Here is a 16,474-nt window from a genome sequence, read left to right as displayed (position 1 = left end):
CCCCGGGGCCGCGGTCCCTCAGCGGGCTCGCGCGGCCCGGCGGCCGGCGACGCCGACGAGCAGGTCGATCAGGACGAACCCGGCGAGGGTCCAGCCGACCAGCGGCAGCCACCAGCCGACCAGGACCGCCCCGGCGAGCACCGCGCCGGTCCCCCACCAGGGTGCGCCGCGCAGGGCTCCCCGTCGCGGCGGCGTCCCGCCCAGGGGCCGGGGTTCCCGCGTCGGGCGGCGCTTCCACCACATGAGGTAGCCCAGCACGACCATCGTGGCGATGCCTGCCGCGAGCACGAACAGGGCCAGCTGGTGGGGCAGGCCGAACAGCGAGCCCATGTGGGCGTCGATCCCCCAGCGGGTGAGCTTCGCGGCGACCGGGAACTCGGCGAAGTCGACACGGTGCACCACCTGCAGGGAGCTGGGGTCGACGGCGACCGCGTCCACCTCGGTCGGGTAGCTGCGCTGGATCTCCTGCACGACCCAGGCGGTCCCTGGCTCGGCGGGCGGCCTGATCTCGACGAGGCCGGTGTTGACGTTCACCGCCTGGGACGTGGCGAGGACGGCGTCGAACAGCGCGGCGTCGGTCGCTCCCCCGGCACCGGCCGACAGGTGGCCGGCATGGCCGCCGTGACCTTCATGCCCCGCGGCCCCGCCGGCGGCCGGCCCGGCGTCGCCGTCCGGCAGGTGCGTGTCCACCGCGGGTGTGCTCCAGTCGAGCGCCGCCCGCAGGGCGTCCACGGTGCCGCCCGCATGCTGCGACCAGGTGATGCCCGTCACCGAGAGGAACAGCGCACCGAGCAGCACCCAGATGCCGACCGAGGCGTGCCAGGTGAACAGCCTGCGGTAGCCGTTGCGTCCCCGGGCAGGCCGTACGAGGTCCTTCCTGGCGCGCGACGTCCGGATGCGCCGGAGCCACAGCCCGAGGCCGGCGAGCGCCACGATCCCGAGCCAGGAGGCGGCGAGCTCGCTGTACAGGCGGCCGACGTCGCCCAGGTGGAGGCTGCCGTGCAGCTGCTCGACCCAGGTGCGCAGCGGCAGGGCACCGCTGGTGCCGTAGGCGGTGAGGTCGCCGCGGACCTCGCCGGTGCCCGGGTCGACGAACACGGCGCGGGACTCGCTGGCGCCGAGGCGGTCGTCGGCGAACATGATCCGCGTCGTGTCGCCCGGCTCGGGTGCGGGGCGCACCGCGGACGGCGTCGCCGCACCGTCGCCGATGTGGTCCCGGGCGATGTCCACCTGCGCGGCAAGACTGAGCTGCGTGTCCGTGGCGGGAGCGTGCAGCGCGTGCCGGTAGACGACCTGCTCGAGCGCGGGGGTCAGGGCGTACAGGGCGCCGGTGACCGCGGCGACGAGGATGAACGGGCCGACGAGCAGGCCGGCGTAGAAGTGCAGGCGGAGCAGCAGGGCGCCGAACCAGCCTTGCCGGCGGCCGGAGCGCGCCGGTCGGGCGGGGACCGGCCGGCCGGGGCGTCGAGGGGCGCGCTCGGTCTCGGGCGCGACGAGGACGGTGGTGGTCATGGGTGTTCGCTTTCAGGTCATGAGGGCGGCACCGACGGCGCCCGCCCGGGCGCGTCCACGGCAGGACGGCGGGCAGGGCCGAGCCGGTCGGTGCTCAGGGAAAGGTCACGCGGAAAGGTCACGCGGGAAAGGCTGCGCGGAAAAGTCAGGTCGCGAGCGCGCGGGGTGGACCACGGCGCCGCGACGGCGACACCTCAGGACGAGCGGGAAAGGATCCCGTGAACCAGTCGGGCGCCACCACGCGCACGACCGGGAACGAGGGGACGGCGTCGACGGGCGGGCCGAACCGGCGGCGCACCCAGTCCGCCGTCTGCCCGGCGATGTCGCGCAGGCGGAACAGCGCACGCTCGCCGCCGTACAGGCCGGCGACGGTCGCCGCGGCCGCGGCCCCGTGCCAGAACCACATGGCCGGCTCCGCGCCGGGCAGCACGCCGGGCACCACGTCGCCCGACGCCGGGAGCGCGTCGACACCGTGCATGCCGTGGCCCGCCCGGCTGCCCGCGGGCGCCGTCCCGGCGGCACCGGACCCGGCAGGCGCGCCCAGCACGAACAGCGTGTGGAAGAGGACCTGGCTCAGCGCGACGGACGCCGTCGTCCGCCACAGGGAGAGCCGGCGGCCCGCGAGGGCCGTGCACACCGCGAGCGACAGGGCCCCGGGCACGAGGATCCCGAGCCACCCCGGGAGCACACCGCCGCCGAGGAGGTGCGCCAGCAGCGCCACGGCCGTCGCGGCGGACGCCACCACGGGACCGCGCGCGTCGCGGAGCCGTCGGGACGAGTGCACACCCCATTCATACCGGAGGCGCCACCCCGGCGCACTGCCTGCGCCGCGCGGACCAGCCCCCGCGGCCGGGGCCCGCCGTCAGGACCTGGTGCCCTCGCCCAGCGCCCCGCGCACCTCGCGCACGATCCGGGCCATCGCCTCCTCGGCGGCCGCGCCGTCCCCGCGGGCGACGGCGAGCGCCACCGCCTCGTGCGCGTCCAGCGCCTCCGGCTCGGGATAGGCGGGCATCAGGCCGAGGTGGGTGCGCCCGGAGATGACGACGGCGACGACGTCGGCGAGCGCGCTGAACAGCTCGTTCCCGCTGGACCGCAGGAGGAGCTCGTGCAGCTGGATGTCCAGCGCCAGGAACTCCTCGCCGTCGCCCTTGCCGGCCTCGCCGAGCTCGCGCATCCGGCGCGCGGTGGCGACCAGTTCGTCGCGGACGGCGGCGGTGGCCCCGCGGGCGGCGCACGAGGCGGCGAGCGGCTCGACCGCCTGGCGCAGCTCGGTGAGCGACCGCAGCTGCGACGCACGCCCCGGCCCGGCCAGCCGCCACTCGATGACGCGGGGGTCGAGCACGTTCCACGCGTCGTGCGGCAGGACGACGATGCCCACGCGTGGCCCGGAACGGACCAGGCCGAGCCCTTCGAGCAGGCGCATCGCCTCGCGCGCGACGGTGCGCGACACCCCGAACTCCGTCCCTATCCCGTCCAGCGTCAGCGTCGCCCCGGCCGGCAGCGCCCCACCGGTGATGCGACGGCCCAGGGCCTCGAGGACGGGGCTGTGCAGCACTGGGGACATCCTCCAAGACTAGAGCGCCACGACCTTGATGATATTCATCACGTCACAATGGTGTCACCAATGGGTGAGGATAGGGGGATGGACACAGACGTCACCGGGACAGCGATGTACTCGACCCGAACCACCAGTGGGACATCCAGCAGCGGGACGGGCTCGAGCCGCCCCGGCCCCCGGGCGATCGTCGTCATGGGCGTGGCCGGCTCGGGCAAGACGACGGTCGCCGCACTCCTGGCCGGCAGGCTCGGCGCGTCGTTCGCGGAGGGTGACGACTTCCACTCCCCCGCCAACGTCGCCAAGATGGCCGCCGGCCACCCGCTGGACGACGATGACCGCTGGCCGTGGCTGAACAGGATCCGCGACTGGTTCGCCGCGGAGCTCGCCGAGGGCCGGAGCGCGGTCGTGCCGTGCAGCGCCCTGCGCCGGAACTACCGTGACCTGCTGGCGACCGCCGGCAGCAGTGCGACGGGCAGCGACTCGACAGGCACCGACTCGACAGGCGCTGTGCAGTTCGTGCACCTCACCGGCTCCTCCGAGCTGCTGCGCGAGCGCATCCAGGGGCGCGCCGGGCACTTCATGAAGCCTGAGATGCTCGACAGCCAGCTCGCCGCCCTGGAACCCCTGCAGGACGACGAGCCCGGGTTCGTCGTCGACATCACCCCGCGGCCGGACCAGATCGTCGAGGAGGCACTCCGCCTGCTCGACATCCCGTCGAGCACCGAGCACGGGGGCCGCTGACCTGGGGCCGGTCGGGTGCGCGGCGGGACGGGCCGCCGCGCAGAAGGGCCTCGGGATGGGGTGCGGTCAGCCGCGCAGGTACGCCAGCACCGCCCGGACCCGGCGGTGGCCCGCGTCGTCGACCGTGAGGCCGAGCTTGGCGAACACGTTGCCGATGTGCTTGGCCACGGCCGCGTCGCTCACGACGAGCCGCTCGGCGATCTCCGGGTTCGCCCTGCCCTCCGCCATCAGCGCGAGCACCTCACGCTCGCGCGGTGTCAGGGTGTCGAGCGGCGACGAGCTCCGGTCGAGCAGCGACCGGACGATCTGCGGGTCGATGACCGTCCCGCCGGCCGCGACGACCTCCAGCGATGTCATGACGTCGCTCACCCGCCCGATGCGGTCCTTGAGCAGGTAGCCGATCCCGCCCGACGAGCCGGCGAGCAGGTCCCGCGCATAGGCGTCGGCGACGTACTGGGACAGCAGCACCACCGGCAGCGCCGGATGGTGGCGCCGCAGCTCCACCGCCGCGTCGATGCCGTCGTTCTGCAGCCGCGGCGGCATCCGGACGTCGGTGATCACCAGGTCGGGCAGCGCACCGTGCGCGCCGTCCGCCAGCACGAGCCGCACCAGCTCGTCGGCGTCGTCCGTCACGTGCACCACCTGGTGCCCCACCCGTTCGAGCAGCCCGACCAGGCCCTCGCGCAGCAGGATCGAGTCCTCGGCCAGCACGATCCGCACGTCAGGCGACCTCCGTCACGGCGGGCTGAGTCACGGGGTGAGCCACAGCGGGCGGAGCCGCCAGTGGTGCACGGGCCGGCAGGAGCAGGGCGACCGTCGTCGGCCCGCCGGCCGGGCTCGACACCGTCAGGCTGCCTTGCGCCGCCTCGGCTCGCTCCCGCAGCCCGACGAGCCCGGTGCCCGAGCCGGTGCCCGAGCCGGTGCCGGCGCCGCCGATGCCGTCGTCGTGCACCCGGACGACCAGCACCCCGCCGTCGCGAGCGAGCACCACCCGCGCCGTCCGCGCCTGGCTGTGCCGCGCGACGTTCGTCAGCGCCTCGCTGACGACGAAGTAGGCGCACAGCTCGATCTCCGCGTCGAAGCGGTCCTCGACGGTGCTCTCCAGGGCCACCGGCACCGGCATCCGGGAGGTCAGCTCGTGCACGGCCGCCGTCAGCCCGTGGTCGGCGAGCACCCGCGGGTGGATGGCGCGGACGGTCGAGCGGAGGTCCTCGAGCGCGGCCTCGGCCAGGTCGTGGGCCCGGCCCAGATGGTCACGCAGGCGCCCGACGTCGACCCCGGTACGCGCCAGGTCGCCGGCGTCGAGCTCGGCCGAGCCGAGGGCGATCGCGAGGGTGACCAGCTTCTGCTGCACGCCGTCGTGCAGGTCACGCTCGATGCGCCGCAGGTCGCCCTCGAAGGACCGGACGAGACGGGTGCGCGAGGCGGTGAGCCGCTGGACCTGCCGGCGCAGCTCGGCACTCCGGGGCGCGAGCAGCGCCCGGGCGAGCGCGGCCTGCGCCTCGGCGAGCAGACCGTGCACGTACCCGAGGGTGGGAAACCCGACCAGCGCGGCGAGGAACCCGAGCACGCTGCCTGCCGGGTTCTCGGCCCAGACGTTGTCGCTGCCCACGAAGCGGCTCGGCAGCGTCACCAGAAGGAGCGCCGACCAGAGCGTGAGGATCTGCGCGGCGGCACCCACCCACCCGAGCGGGACGGTGACGACAACGTAGGCCACCTCGCGCCAGGTCGCCGCCTCCCGCAGCCGGAACGCCGCTCTGCCAAGACCGCGACGGTCGGTGGGTACGTGGGGGTCGGCGATCGTGTCCTTGCCGAGCAGCCGCACCCGGGAGCGGTCCAGCCGGGCGATCAGCGGGCTGAGCGCCAGCATGAGCAGGAGCAGCACACCCACCACGACGGGGAGCCGCTGGTCCTGGAGGAAGCCGCTGAACACGAGGGCGGCGAAGGGGCCGGGAACCAGCGCGCTCACGAACGTGAACAGCCACGCTCGTGGCAGCCAGCGCGACACGAGGTAGCCACGCCGCCGCAGGGCGAGAGCAAGACTCGCGGATCGGCTCACCCGCTCACGGTACCGCCGGGGAATCCGGCCCGGGACAGTGCCCGGTGGACCTCCGGGGTAGTGCCAGGTCTACCCCCGGTCTCGCCCGCGCGCCAGTGACCCACCGGCCCGCCCCCGGTGGGATAGGACGCATGCTGACGACCGGCCCCGACGAACCCCACCCGGACGGCTCCCGTCCCCGCCCACGACACGGGGAGAACGTGCCGGGACCCCTCGCCACGCTCGGTCCCGCGCTCGCGCTCGCCGTGTCCTGGACCGTCCTCTCGGCGGCCGCGTGGCTCGTCCTGGTATCGGCGACACGCCCCGCGAGCCCCTTGACCTGGACGACGACGACGCTCGCCGCCACCGCGATCGCCGCCGCCTGGCTGGTGGGCATCCGAGCCGCCGTGCTCCTGGTCGCCGCGACCCGGCGGTCGCACCCGTCCGTCGGACGGCGCGCCAGGATCCCGCGCCCCGAGCTCGACGACCTGGTGGTCGCCCTGCTCTACACCACCGCCGACGACTTCCGGGCCGACGTCGTGGAGCGCAGCATGCGTCAGACGCACCCGCGCACCCGGACCGTCGTCCTCGACGACTCGCGGGGCGCCGGGACTCGTGCCGCCGTCGACGCCGTCGTGTCCCGCACCGAAGCTGCCGCCGGGACCGTCGGCGCCGTCCAGGTGGTCCGCCGGACGGACCGCCGCGGGTTCAAGGCCGGCAACATCAACAACTACCTGCGCCACCATGCGGACGACGTGGACGCCGTCGTGATCATCGACGCCGACCAGGAGATCGGTCCGGACTTCGTGCGCACCGCCCTGCACCACCTCCACGCGATCCCTCAGGTGGCGGTCGTGCAGGGCGCCATCCGCTCGCGGCGGGGCGAGACCCGGTTCGTTCGCGACTTCCGCCGGATGTTCGACACCCACCTGCGTGCGGTATCAGCGGGCCGCGCCCGGTTCGACATGGCGACCTTCGCGGGCCGGGGCGCGCTGCTCGACGTCCGTGCGCTGCGCGACGTCGGAGGGCTCCCCGAGGTCGTCACCGAGGACGCCGCACTCACCCTCGAGCTGGCGCGCCGCGGACGCACCGTGCGCTACGTGCCCGGCCTCGTCTCCGTCGAGGACGCGCCCACCGACTACACGGCGTTCACCACGCAGTTCGGCAAGTTCACCGAGGGCGCCATGCAGCTGCTCGGCCGCGACCGCGGCCTGCTCTTCGACGCCCGGCTGCGCCCCGCACGACGGCTCGACGTCTTCCTGGACCTGGTCTCGCCGCTCGTGGGCGCCGTCATGCTGGTCTCGCTGTTCGGGTTCGCCCTCGCGGCGGCGGCCGAGCGGATGCCGGGGATACCGGTCCCGCTCGGTGCGTCGCTCGGGATCCTCGGGTCGGTGCCCCTGCTGCCCGAAGCGATCCGGAGCGTCCGGCGCGGCGGCCCGGTGACGGCCGCCCTGTTCCTGCTGCGCGGCGGCCTGCTCTACGCGTCCGTCGCGATCGTCACGCTGCGTGCGGTCCTGCGCGTGGGTCTCGGAATCCGCGCGCGGTTCGTCGTCACGCCCAAGAACAGCGACCGGGCGGGCCTGCGCACCGTCGTCCGCCGACGACGGCCCGAGCTCGCCGCCGCTGCCGCGTCGGTCCTCGTGGCGGTGCTGATGACCGGGACGGTCGCACCGGCGGGGGCGTTCTGCGTCGTGGCGGCCACCGCCGTCGGCTACTCCCTCGTCGGGGGACGCCTGGCCCGCTCGTGATCAGCCGCCCGACGCCCGCCGGTCGAGCTTGTCGGGACAGAGGTCTCGACAAGCCCGACCGGCGGGCGCGGTCTCCAGCGGTGCCGCGTCAGTCGCAGGCCACCGCCGGGTAGGCGTGCTCGGTCGCGACGCCGTCCGCCGTCACCGTCACCGACCCGGCCTTCAGCGCGGCCTTGCGCGCGCTGAAGGACTGGCGCCAGCTGTCACCGGCGGCCAGTTCCTGGGTCGCCCGCTTCCCGAGCGTGCCGTCGATCCGCACGTCCAGCGGCTCGTCCGAGACGTTCCGCGTGCTGACCGTCACGAACGCGCGCGGCCCGCGGCAGATCGACTCCGTCGTCACCTCGATGGTCGACGCGGCCAGCGGCGCCGCGAGCGGCGACACCGTGATCCGGTCCACGATCGGGGCCCAGCGCGACCGCAGCGGGAAGTCGGGCCAGACGTCCGAGGCGTAGGTGACGCCGTCGAAGTTCGGCGCCTCCTCCGAGCTCAGCGTGATGGTGTTCGCGCCCTCCTCCAGGTCGAGCACCACCGTCTTCTCCCAGAAGTTGTTCTCGTGGAACGAGTGGGGGAAGAGCACGGGGGCCGACGCGCCGCCGTTGACGGAGATGTCCGCCCGGCGGGCGATCGGGTCCGGGTTGTAGTGCGACGCCGGCGACTGCTCCGGGTTCGAGTACCGCAGCACGACGGCGTGCGGCCCGGCCTGGCCGGCGTCGACCCGGAACGTCAGGGTGCTGCCGTTGCCCGGGTCTCCCCCGACGTCGGTCACCGCCTTGCCGCCCTCGGCGAGCGAGAGGTCGGCCACCGTCGCCGAACCGGTGAGCTCGGCGTCCTCGGCCTGGTACTCCGCCGCCCCGAGCTGCCCCGTCCCGAGCGCGGTGGTCAGCCGGTCGACGACGACGCCGTCGGCCCCGCCGGTGAGCACCACCTTGTTCACGCCACCGGTCAGATGCGCGGCCACCTCGTGGGTCTGACCTGCGCGGCCCGCTGCGAGGTCGAGCACCTCGCGGCCGTTGACCGCGAGCGTGCCGGTGCCCGCGCCCAGGGTGTCGACGCCGAGCGTCGCCTCGCGGTCGACGGCGCTGTAGACCCAGAACGTCGCGGTCTCGCCGTCGGCCAGCTCGACGCCGCCGGCGCCGGAGACCGTCGCCGGGTCGGCGCCGTCGGGCGCCGTGTACAGCGCCCGCCCGCCGTCGAGGGTCGCGTGCTCCGCCTCGTACACGGCGGTCCCGGCGTCGGGGTTGGGCAGGGCCAGGGTGATCCGGTCGAGGATCGCGTCGCCCGTGGTGGTGCGGCTGCCGTCGAGACTCCGGGCGGCGAGCGAGATGGTGTGGGTGCCCGCCGTGAGCTCGACCTCCGTGTCGGCGTGGTCCCAGACCACCCACTTGTAGCCGAGCGGCAGGTGGAGCTCCTGCTCCGCCGCACCATCGACCCGCACGAACACGTTGGTCGGGCCCTGCTCCGCCACGGCGTCGAACGTGTTGAGACTGTTGGCGAAGACGGAGAGGTCGTAGGTGCCGTCCTCGGGCACCGTGACCTCGAAGTCGAGGACGCCGTCGGAGCCGGTGCGCAGGCCGCCGACGTCGTACCCGCCGGAGGTGTAGAACTTGCCCACGTCGGCCGGCGAGCCCTCGGGCCCGTTCAGGCTGTAGCCCGACCCGGTGTAGGTGGCGTCCTCCGCCTCGTAGCTGCCGTCCCAGAGCGTCGGGGCGGTGCTCGTCGACTCCCCGACGCCCGCGGGCGTCACGACGATCTCGTAGGCGGACGACTCCCGCAGCAGCGGCAGCGTCTCGCCGTCGAAGTCCACGGCGACCTTCCCGTCGGTGACCGGCATGGTGGTCTCGGCGATGTGACGCGGCTGCGCGGAGTCGCCGAGCTGGCCGGTCCAGGGGATCTCGCGCACGGTGACACGGACGTCGTCGCCGAACACGGCGTCGGGGACGTTGACGAGCTCGACCGGGGCGGCGCCGTCGGCCCCACCGATGATGGTGCGCGACAGCGCACGCTCGGTGTCCAGCGCGGAGACGCCCTGCAGCGTGTAGTTCTCCCCCGGGAACGGCGGCGTGACCGCGACGGTGTTCCCGCTCATCTGGGCGTACGCGTTGAACAGCCACCACTGCCCGTTGCCGCGGTCGGACTGCACGGCGGAGTCGGAGAGGTTGCCGTCGATGTTCCAGTACGCGATGTCGGCGTCGACCTTGGAGTCCTCGATGGCCGAGATCCACTGGATCATCTGGCCCGGGACCGAGGTGTGGTAGTTGAACGCGTACTCGTTGATGTTGATCGGCAGCTCGGTGCCCGCCAGCTCGGTGCCGGCGAAGACCTCGGCCTCCCAGTCACGGTAGGTCGCCACAGACTCGCGGATCTTCTCCGGGTGCGACAGCTCGTGCCAGGTGATGACCTCAGGGACGGTCCCGGCCTCGACCGTGTGCTCGAGGAAGCCCTTGACCTGGCCGAAGAGGATGCTCGTGTTCGGTCCGGCGATCCGCGCCTCCGGCATGCGCTCCTTGATGAGCGCGTGGACCCGGTCCCAGGCGGCGAAGTAGTCGGCCGGGTCGTCGAGCCACGACGTGCCGTCGTAGCTCCACTGCCCGGTGCCGAACATGTTGCCCTCGGGCTCGTTGAACGGGACGAAGACGACGTTGTCCTGGTACTCGGCCGGCATCTCGAGCACCTGGTCGACCTGCAGGGCGATCTTGTCCACGAAGCCGTCGAGCTTTTCCTGCGGGGTGTCGCCCGGCCACTCGTACGGGAAGCCGCGGTGGATGTCGGTCATGTAGACGTAGACGTCACCGTCGGTGGCGTCGGCGAGCGGCCGGACCACCTCGAGCGCGTCGGCGCCCGGGTGCTGAGGGCCGTCCTGCGCCTTCGTCGAGACGGTCCGGATCCCCATCCCCTCGATGAGGTTGTCGCTGGGCAGCCCGTCGCCGTAGAGCCCGTACAGGGTTCCGGAGGCCCCACCGTGGAACGTCCCGGTCTCCGCGCCCAGGTCGACCCGCAGCTCACCGCGGTGCACGGTGACGGTCGCGGTCACCGGTGTGCCCGCCGCATCGCCCGAGACGGTGAACTCCCCCGTCTGCGCGTACTGCGCGGGATCGATCTCGTCCCAGGTCACCGGGACGTCACGGTCGTAGCCGTCGGTGAACGAGGCACGCACGGCCGCCGGCAGCTCAGGCGCTGCCGCGACCGTCGTGCGCACCTCGAAGGCGTCCTTGGTCAGCTCCACCAGGTCGGGCCGCTCGTCCACGAGCTCGGCCACCTGCCCGCTGCTCAGCGCGGCCCGGTACAGGCGGAAGTCGTCGATCGCGCCGTCCAGGAGCGGGTCCGGGTAGAACGACCGGCCCAGGTACCCGGCGGACTGCGCGGCGTCCGTGAGCAGGTCGCCCGCTGCCAGGTTCGACCGCGCCGAGCCGACGGCCACGCCGTCGAGGTAGGTGGTGAGCCGGTCCGCGTCCGTGTCGAGGGTCACCGTGAGCGTCACCCAGTCGCCGGCCCGCAGCGGGCCGTAGCCGCTGTTCTGCGCCTCACCGCCGCCGCCGTTCGTCGTCAGCGCGGTACGCAGGCGGCCGTCGCCGTTCGACGGCGTCGCGAACAGGTAGCGCGTGGTGTCCGTGCCGAGGTCGAAGACCCGCTGCCACGCCCCGCCCGTGCCGTCCCAGCGGACGCGCGCCGACACGGTGACGTCGGTGGCGCCCTCCAGGGCGCCGCGCGGGATCGTCACGTAGCCGCCGCCGGACCCGCCGGGCAGGTCGAGCGCCGTGCCACCGCCCTCGACGTCGACCAGGCCGGTGGTGCCGGAGATCGCGCCGTCCAGCCCGTTCCCGGAGGTGTCGGGCACGACGGCGTCGGCGACGTCGTCCATCGTGTAGTGCAGGTGCGGCGCGGGCAGCTCCTGGGCCGCCGCCGTGTCGGTCGCCAGGCCGGTGCTCGCCGTGGCCGGTGCGGCGAGCGCCGCCCCCGCCGTGCTCCCGGCGAGCGCCAGGGCCGCGAGCGCCGCGACGGCGGCGCGCCGAGGCCTGCGCGGCGCTGGTCCGTGGGGTGCTGGTCCGCTACGCGGATCGCCGCTCGCTGAAGGTGATGTGCTCATCGTTGAGTGCCTTCCTTCTCATCGTGGGGTGGAACAGGTTCAGGGGGTGGAACCGGGCTCAGGGGGTGGAGTCGGGCTCAGGGGGTGGAACCAGGCTCAGGGGGTGGAGTCGGGCTCAGGGGGTGGAGTCGGGCTCAGGGGTTGGGGTCGGGCTCAGCCACGTGGCACGGAGCGCTGAGATCGGTCCCTTGCCGGTGTCGGGCTCCTCGAGATCGGTCGGTTGATGACCTGAATCTTTGACATCGGTCGCTTGCTCTGAGATCGGTCGTTTGATTGACCGATCTCAAGGCAAACGACCGATCTCGCATCAGGCCCGGTGCAACGGACCGAAACCAGGCCTGGACGGCGCAGCGGACCGGCCCTGTAGCGGCACCTCGACGAGCGAACCGGTTCGACGATCCCCAGCCGGACGGCCGGACGCCGAGTCGGTACGCTCCGCTGCCCACCGGGCTGCACCGACTGCATCTAGGCCGGCCCTGCGGCGGTCGGCGCGGTGGTCGGCGCGGTGGTCGGCGCAGTGGTCGGCGCAGTGGTCGGCGCAGTGGTTGGCGCAGTGGTCGCCGGCTCAGCTACCGCCGACTCAGTCGCCACCGGCCCGCCGCTGGGTGCACCTGGCACCACGCGCCCGGTCACCCGCCCGGTCGTGCGGCCGACCACGTGCGGCAGCGCGCCGTCGCGCAGGAACACGGGCACGACGTCGAGCGGGGCGGCGGCGCGCACGGTGGTGCCGCCGTCGTGCACCTGGCCGGTGGCGGCGTCGGTCCAGCGGGCACCCGCCGGGAGGTAGACGTCGCGCTCACGCACGCCCGCCGCGAGGACGGGCGCGACCAGGACGTCCGGACCGAGCAGGAACTGGTCGTCGACGTCCCACGCCCGCCCGTCGCCGGGGAAGTCGTGGAACAGGCCGCGCATCACGGGCTGGCCGTCGGTGTGCGCGGCGCGCATCGCGTCGCGCACGTAGTCGCGCAGGGCCTCGCGCAGGTGGACGTAGCGTTCCAGCACGCCGTACACCTCCTCGCCGAAGCTCCACAGCTCGTTGGGCCCGCCCGAGGGCAGGCGTGGCGAGCCGTCGGCGGCGGCGACGTCCTGACGGGGCAACCGGTCGCCGTGCAGCCGCATCACGGGGCTGAACGCGCCGAACTGGAACCAGCGCACGAGGAGCTCGTGGAACGCGGGGTCGGTGACCTCCCCGCGGTGGAAGCCGCCGATGTCGGTGGTGAACCACGGGATGCCCGCGACCCCCATGTGGATGCCCGCGGTGACCTGCCGGGCGAGGTCCTCGAACGTCGAGGAGATGTCACCGGACCAGACCAGCGCGCCGTACCGCTGGCTGCCGGCCCAGGCGCACCGCACCAGGTTGACCACCTCGGTCTCGCCGTCGGCGCGCTGGCCCTCGTAGAAGGCCCGCGCGAATGCCTGCGGGTACACGTTGCCCACGCGCAGGGCGGGGCCGAGGTGGTAGCGGAACGCGTCGTAGTCGTAGACGCCGTACTCGGGCTCTGCCTCGTCCAGCCAGAACGTGCGGATGCCGTGGGCGCCGTAGTTGCGCCGGCAGATGTCCCAGAGCCAGCGCCGCGTCTCGGGGTTGGTCACGTCGAGGAAGGTGCTGGGGCCCTGGAACGACATGTGGACGTCGAGCCCGCGGTCGGCACGCACCAGCAGGTTGTTCCGGCGCAGGTGCGAGTCGTTCTCGGACTCGAGCGACACCTGCGGCCAGACGGAGACCATGAGCTCGGCACCGAGCTCCTTCAGCTCGTCGACCATCGCCGTCGGGTCCGGCCAGAACTCGTCCTCGAACCGGTAGTCGCCCATCTTCGGCCAGTGGAAGAAGTCCGCGACGATGACGTCCAGCGGCAGCCCGCGCCGGTGGTGCTCGCGCGCCACCTCCAGGAGCTGCTCCTGGTTCCAGTAGCGCAGCTTGCACTGCCAGAAGCCGAGCCCGCGCTCCGGCATCATCGGGGCGTGCCCCGTCGCCTCGGCGTAGGCCCGCGAGATCTCCGCGGGCGTGCGCCCGGCGGTCACCCAGTAGTCGAGCTGCTTCGTCGACTCGGCATGCCACTCGGTGCGGTTGCGCGCGAACGTCGCGCGCCCGATCGCCGGGTCGTGCCAGAGGAACCCGTACCCGCCGCTCGACAGGACGAACGGCACGCTCGCCTGGGAGTTGCGGTGCGCCAGCTCGAACGTGGAGCCCTTGAGGTCCAGCACGTGCTGCTGGTATTGGCCCATCCCGTACAGCTTCTCGGCCGGGTCGGACTCGAACGACGCGGTGAGCGTGTGGCCGTCGTCGCCGAGTCGCGGGCGGAAGTTCCGGGCGCGCAGCTGGAGGGAGCCGCCGCGGTCCAGCTCCCGCAGCAGCAGGCGGCCGTCGGCGTCGTAGAAGGCCAGGTCACAGTGCGACACCTCGTAGCCGACGATCTCGCTGAACCCCGTGCTGGTGGTCAGCTCGACACGGATGCCGCCGTTGACGAGGGTCGCGCCGTCGGCCCGGAGCTCGACGCGCGCGGCGTCGCCGTCCGCCGCGACGGCGGGCGGCAGGAGCGCCCAGTCGGTGTCCTCGACATCGCCCAGGACGGTCGCGCGCACGCGCACGCTGTCCTTGCCCCACGGCTCGACCACCAGGGTCTCGCCCCCGCTCCGCCAGGTGAGACGGGCGCCGTCCGCGCGGACCGGCGAGTCCGGCGTGGTGAGGTCGGTCATCGGGTCTCCTCGTGTCGGGCCGTCGGAACAAAGACGCGCATGGTCGACGGGCCGCGCTCGGCCCAGCGGTGGTAGGGCACCAGGGCCAGGTCGAACGCACCGGGTGCACCGGCGCCCGGCGTCGGCGCGAGGGCGCCTCCCGGACCGCCCGAGCCGAACGGCGGGGTACCCGCCCCGTCCCCGGGCAGCGGCACGACGGCGGCGCGGACCACCGCGCCGTCGCCCTGCGCCCGGGGCGCGACCGCCGGGTCGAGCCGGACCTGGTCGAGCAGCACGCCGTCGGGCAGGTCCACCGACTCCAGCGCGAGCACGAGCGGGCCCCGTTCGACGGCCACGGTCCCGCGCACGGCGTCGACCCGCGGGTCGGGCCAGGTCAGACGGGGGCCGACGGGCAGGTCGAGCGTGACGACGTCGCCCACCGCGAGCGTAGGAGTCCCGGCAGCGCCGGCCGTCGCCCACCCCGGTCGGACGGCGGTGGTGGAACCGTCGGGGCCGGTGAGCGTGGCGTCGTCGGCCCAGTGCGGTACGCGCAGCCGCAGCGTGACGGGCCGCTCGGGGACGGCGGTGACCTCGACGCGGATGCGACCGTCGTGCGGGTAGTCGGTGCTCACCCGCAGGACGAGCTCGTCACTCGACCCCGGGCCTGCCGAAGGGTGGTCCAGCGCCACCCGCAGCTCACCCGCGGCGTACTGGGCGAGCGATACGACGACGCCGCCGTCGGGCGCCTCCTCGACGAACGCCGCGTACGCCTGCCACGAGGAGAGCGTGCGCGCGACGTTGGTCGGGCAGCACGACACGTCGAACCACGGCGCCCGCACCCCGCCCTCGGCGCGCGGGTTGACGGCGTCGGGTTGCACGTCGGCGCCGGGCTCGCGCTGCTGCAGCGGGTTGGCGTAGAAGAACGCGCGCCCGTCGGTGCGGGGCGAGGTCGCCACGACGTTGTACAGGGTGCGCTCGATGAGGTCGGCGTAGCGCACCTCGCCCGTGGCGAGCAGGAGGCGCCACGAGACCATGACCGACGCGACGCCGGCGCAGGTCTCGCAGTACGCGCGGTCGGGCGGCAGCTCCCAGTCGTCGCCGAAGCCCTCGTCCTGGTGCCGCGAGCCCATGCCGCCGGTGAGGTACGTGCGGCGTTCCACGGAGCGTGCCCACTGCCGCTCGACGGCGGCGCGCAGGCCGTCGTCCTGCGTGTCCACGGCGACGTCGAACGCCCCGGCCGCGAGGTACAGGGCGCGCACGGCGTGGCCGCGCCAGACGTCGGCGTCGCGCACCGGTACGTCGTCCTGGAAGTACGCGGGGCTGAGCAGCGCGATCGGCGCGAGCGTGCCGCGCCCGCGGCGCTCGACGAAGATCCGCGCCTGCTCGGTGTAGCGGGGCTCGTCGAGCGCGCGGCCGAGCTCGGCCAGGCCGAGCTCGATCTCGGGGTGCCCGCAGATGCCGTCCCGGCCGTCGCCGCCCCGGCCTTCCGCGCCGAACTCGCGGCACACGTGGTCGGCGGCGCGGCGGGCGACCTCGACCAGCAGGTCCCCGTCCCCGCCCCGCTCCCCTGCCGACCCTGCGGTCCGCACCCGGGCGACGGCCGCCTGCAGCAGGTGGCCGGTGCAGTACAGCTCGTGACCCGTCGAGAGGTCGCTGTACCGGCCGGCCTGCCCCGCGTGGCCGAAGCACGTGTTCAGGTAGCCGTCCTCGTCCTGCGCGGCCGCCACCCGGTCCACCACCTTGCGCAGCAGGGCATCGACCGCCGGGTCGCCCGTGCGACCGTGCTCCCAGGCCAGCGCCTCGAGCAGCTTGTAGACCTCGGAGTCGGAGAACTGCCAGCCCGGCCGTTCCCCGCCCGTGGTGCCCTCGGCGACGTGGTCGAAGTTGCCGAGCCAGCCGAGCTGCTCCATCCAGTCCAGGCAGTGCTGCAGCGTGGCCCGCGCGTTCGTCTCCTGGAGCGCGCCCCAGAAACCGCCGTCGAGCCGCAGCTCGCCGACGCCGAGACCGCGGCGCGGGCCGCGCGGGGCGACCGGGCGCGCCCGGGCCGCCTGACGCTGCGACGCGGTGGGCGTCGAGTGGTGCTGTGTCACAGGGTTCCTTCGTCTCTCTGCTTCATC

10 protein-coding genes are annotated in these 16,474 nt (G+C 73.9%); 2 read left to right on the top strand and 8 right to left on the bottom strand.

Annotation, left to right across the window (positions count from 1 at the left end; all coding sequences use genetic code 11):
* Window positions 1-18: 18 nt before the first annotated feature.
* The 3 genes from LUM46_RS21065 to LUM46_RS21055 all read right to left on the bottom strand — a co-directional run bounded on the left by LUM46_RS21065 (window position 19) and on the right by LUM46_RS21055 (window position 3,076).
* On the bottom strand, window positions 19-1,512 hold the full coding sequence (locus LUM46_RS21065; protein WP_274996670.1) for a PepSY-associated TM helix domain-containing protein: 1,494 nt from the start codon (window positions 1,510-1,512) through the stop codon (window positions 19-21).
* Between the two features lie 145 nt (window positions 1,513-1,657).
* Window positions 1,658-2,296, bottom strand: a complete 639-nt coding sequence (locus tag LUM46_RS21060) for a hypothetical protein (RefSeq protein ID WP_274996668.1) — start codon at window positions 2,294-2,296, stop codon at window positions 1,658-1,660.
* Window positions 2,297-2,374: 78 nt separating this feature from the next.
* Entirely contained in the window at window positions 2,375-3,076 is a 702-nt protein-coding gene (locus LUM46_RS21055; RefSeq protein WP_274996667.1) for a FadR/GntR family transcriptional regulator, read from the bottom strand.
* Window positions 3,077-3,154: 78 nt separating this feature from the next.
* On the opposite strand from LUM46_RS21055, the gene LUM46_RS21050 reads away from it, so the two are divergent.
* Window positions 3,155-3,811 carry a gluconokinase gene (locus LUM46_RS21050; RefSeq protein ID WP_274996666.1) on the top strand — a complete coding sequence of 219 codons (657 nt, stop codon included), beginning with the start codon at window positions 3,155-3,157 and terminating at the stop codon, window positions 3,809-3,811.
* Between the two features lie 66 nt (window positions 3,812-3,877).
* On the opposite strand, the gene LUM46_RS21045 is transcribed toward LUM46_RS21050, so the two are convergent.
* Complete coding sequence (locus LUM46_RS21045; protein ID WP_274996665.1) at window positions 3,878-4,531, bottom strand: response regulator; 654 nt, start codon at window positions 4,529-4,531, stop codon at window positions 3,878-3,880.
* A gap of 1 nt (window position 4,532) precedes the next feature.
* The gene (locus LUM46_RS21040; RefSeq protein WP_274996663.1) at window positions 4,533-5,870 is read right to left on the bottom strand and encodes a sensor histidine kinase; all 1,338 of its coding nucleotides are present in this window, start codon (window positions 5,868-5,870) and stop codon (window positions 4,533-4,535) included.
* 131 nt (window positions 5,871-6,001) lie between these two features.
* Here LUM46_RS21040 and LUM46_RS21035 point away from each other — a divergent pair, with 131 nt between their 5' ends.
* Complete coding sequence (locus tag LUM46_RS21035; protein ID WP_274996662.1) at window positions 6,002-7,597, top strand: glycosyltransferase family 2 protein; 1,596 nt, start codon at window positions 6,002-6,004, stop codon at window positions 7,595-7,597.
* An 88-nt stretch (window positions 7,598-7,685) separates the two neighbouring features.
* Here LUM46_RS21035 and LUM46_RS21030 read toward each other — a convergent pair whose 3' ends face one another.
* The 3 genes from LUM46_RS21030 to LUM46_RS21020 form a co-directional block, all read right to left on the bottom strand.
* A complete protein-coding gene (locus tag LUM46_RS21030) occupies window positions 7,686-11,681 on the bottom strand; it encodes a LamG-like jellyroll fold domain-containing protein (protein ID WP_274996661.1) in 3,996 nt (1,331 codons plus the stop codon).
* A gap of 465 nt (window positions 11,682-12,146) precedes the next feature.
* Window positions 12,147-14,378: a glycoside hydrolase family 31 protein gene (locus LUM46_RS21025; RefSeq protein WP_274996660.1), complete on the bottom strand. Its 2,232-nt coding sequence runs from the start codon at window positions 14,376-14,378 to the stop codon at window positions 12,147-12,149.
* Window positions 14,375-16,447 (bottom strand): glycoside hydrolase family 127 protein, encoded by a 2,073-nt coding sequence (locus LUM46_RS21020; RefSeq protein ID WP_274996659.1) that lies wholly within the window; start codon window positions 16,445-16,447, stop codon window positions 14,375-14,377. Before LUM46_RS21020 ends, LUM46_RS21025 begins: the two co-directional genes overlap by 4 nt.
* Window positions 16,448-16,474: the final 27 nt, after the last annotated feature.

The sequence above is a fragment of the Promicromonospora iranensis genome (assembly GCF_028994805.1).
Classification (GTDB): Bacteria; Actinomycetota; Actinomycetes; order Actinomycetales; family Cellulomonadaceae; genus Promicromonospora; species Promicromonospora iranensis.
The sequence above is the reverse complement of the archived record's forward strand: the minus strand, read 5'-3'. Positions and strand labels throughout refer to the sequence as shown.

Bases quoted from the DNA above. Each gene is read 5' to 3' on its own strand.
- LUM46_RS21065 (WP_274996670.1), bottom strand. From the start codon at position 1,512: ATGACCACCACCGTCCTCGTCGCGCCCGAGACCGAGCGCGCCCCTCGA.
- LUM46_RS21055 (WP_274996667.1), bottom strand. From the start codon at position 3,076: ATGTCCCCAGTGCTGCACAGCCCCGTCCTCGAGGCCCTGGGCCGTCGC.
- LUM46_RS21050 (WP_274996666.1), top strand. From the start codon at position 3,155: ATGGACACAGACGTCACCGGGACAGCGATGTACTCGACCCGAACCACC.
- LUM46_RS21035 (WP_274996662.1), top strand. From the start codon at position 6,002: ATGCTGACGACCGGCCCCGACGAACCCCACCCGGACGGCTCCCGTCCC.
- LUM46_RS21030 (WP_274996661.1), bottom strand. From the start codon at position 11,681: ATGAGCACATCACCTTCAGCGAGCGGCGATCCGCGTAGCGGACCAGCA.
- LUM46_RS21025 (WP_274996660.1), bottom strand. From the start codon at position 14,378: ATGACCGACCTCACCACGCCGGACTCGCCGGTCCGCGCGGACGGCGCC.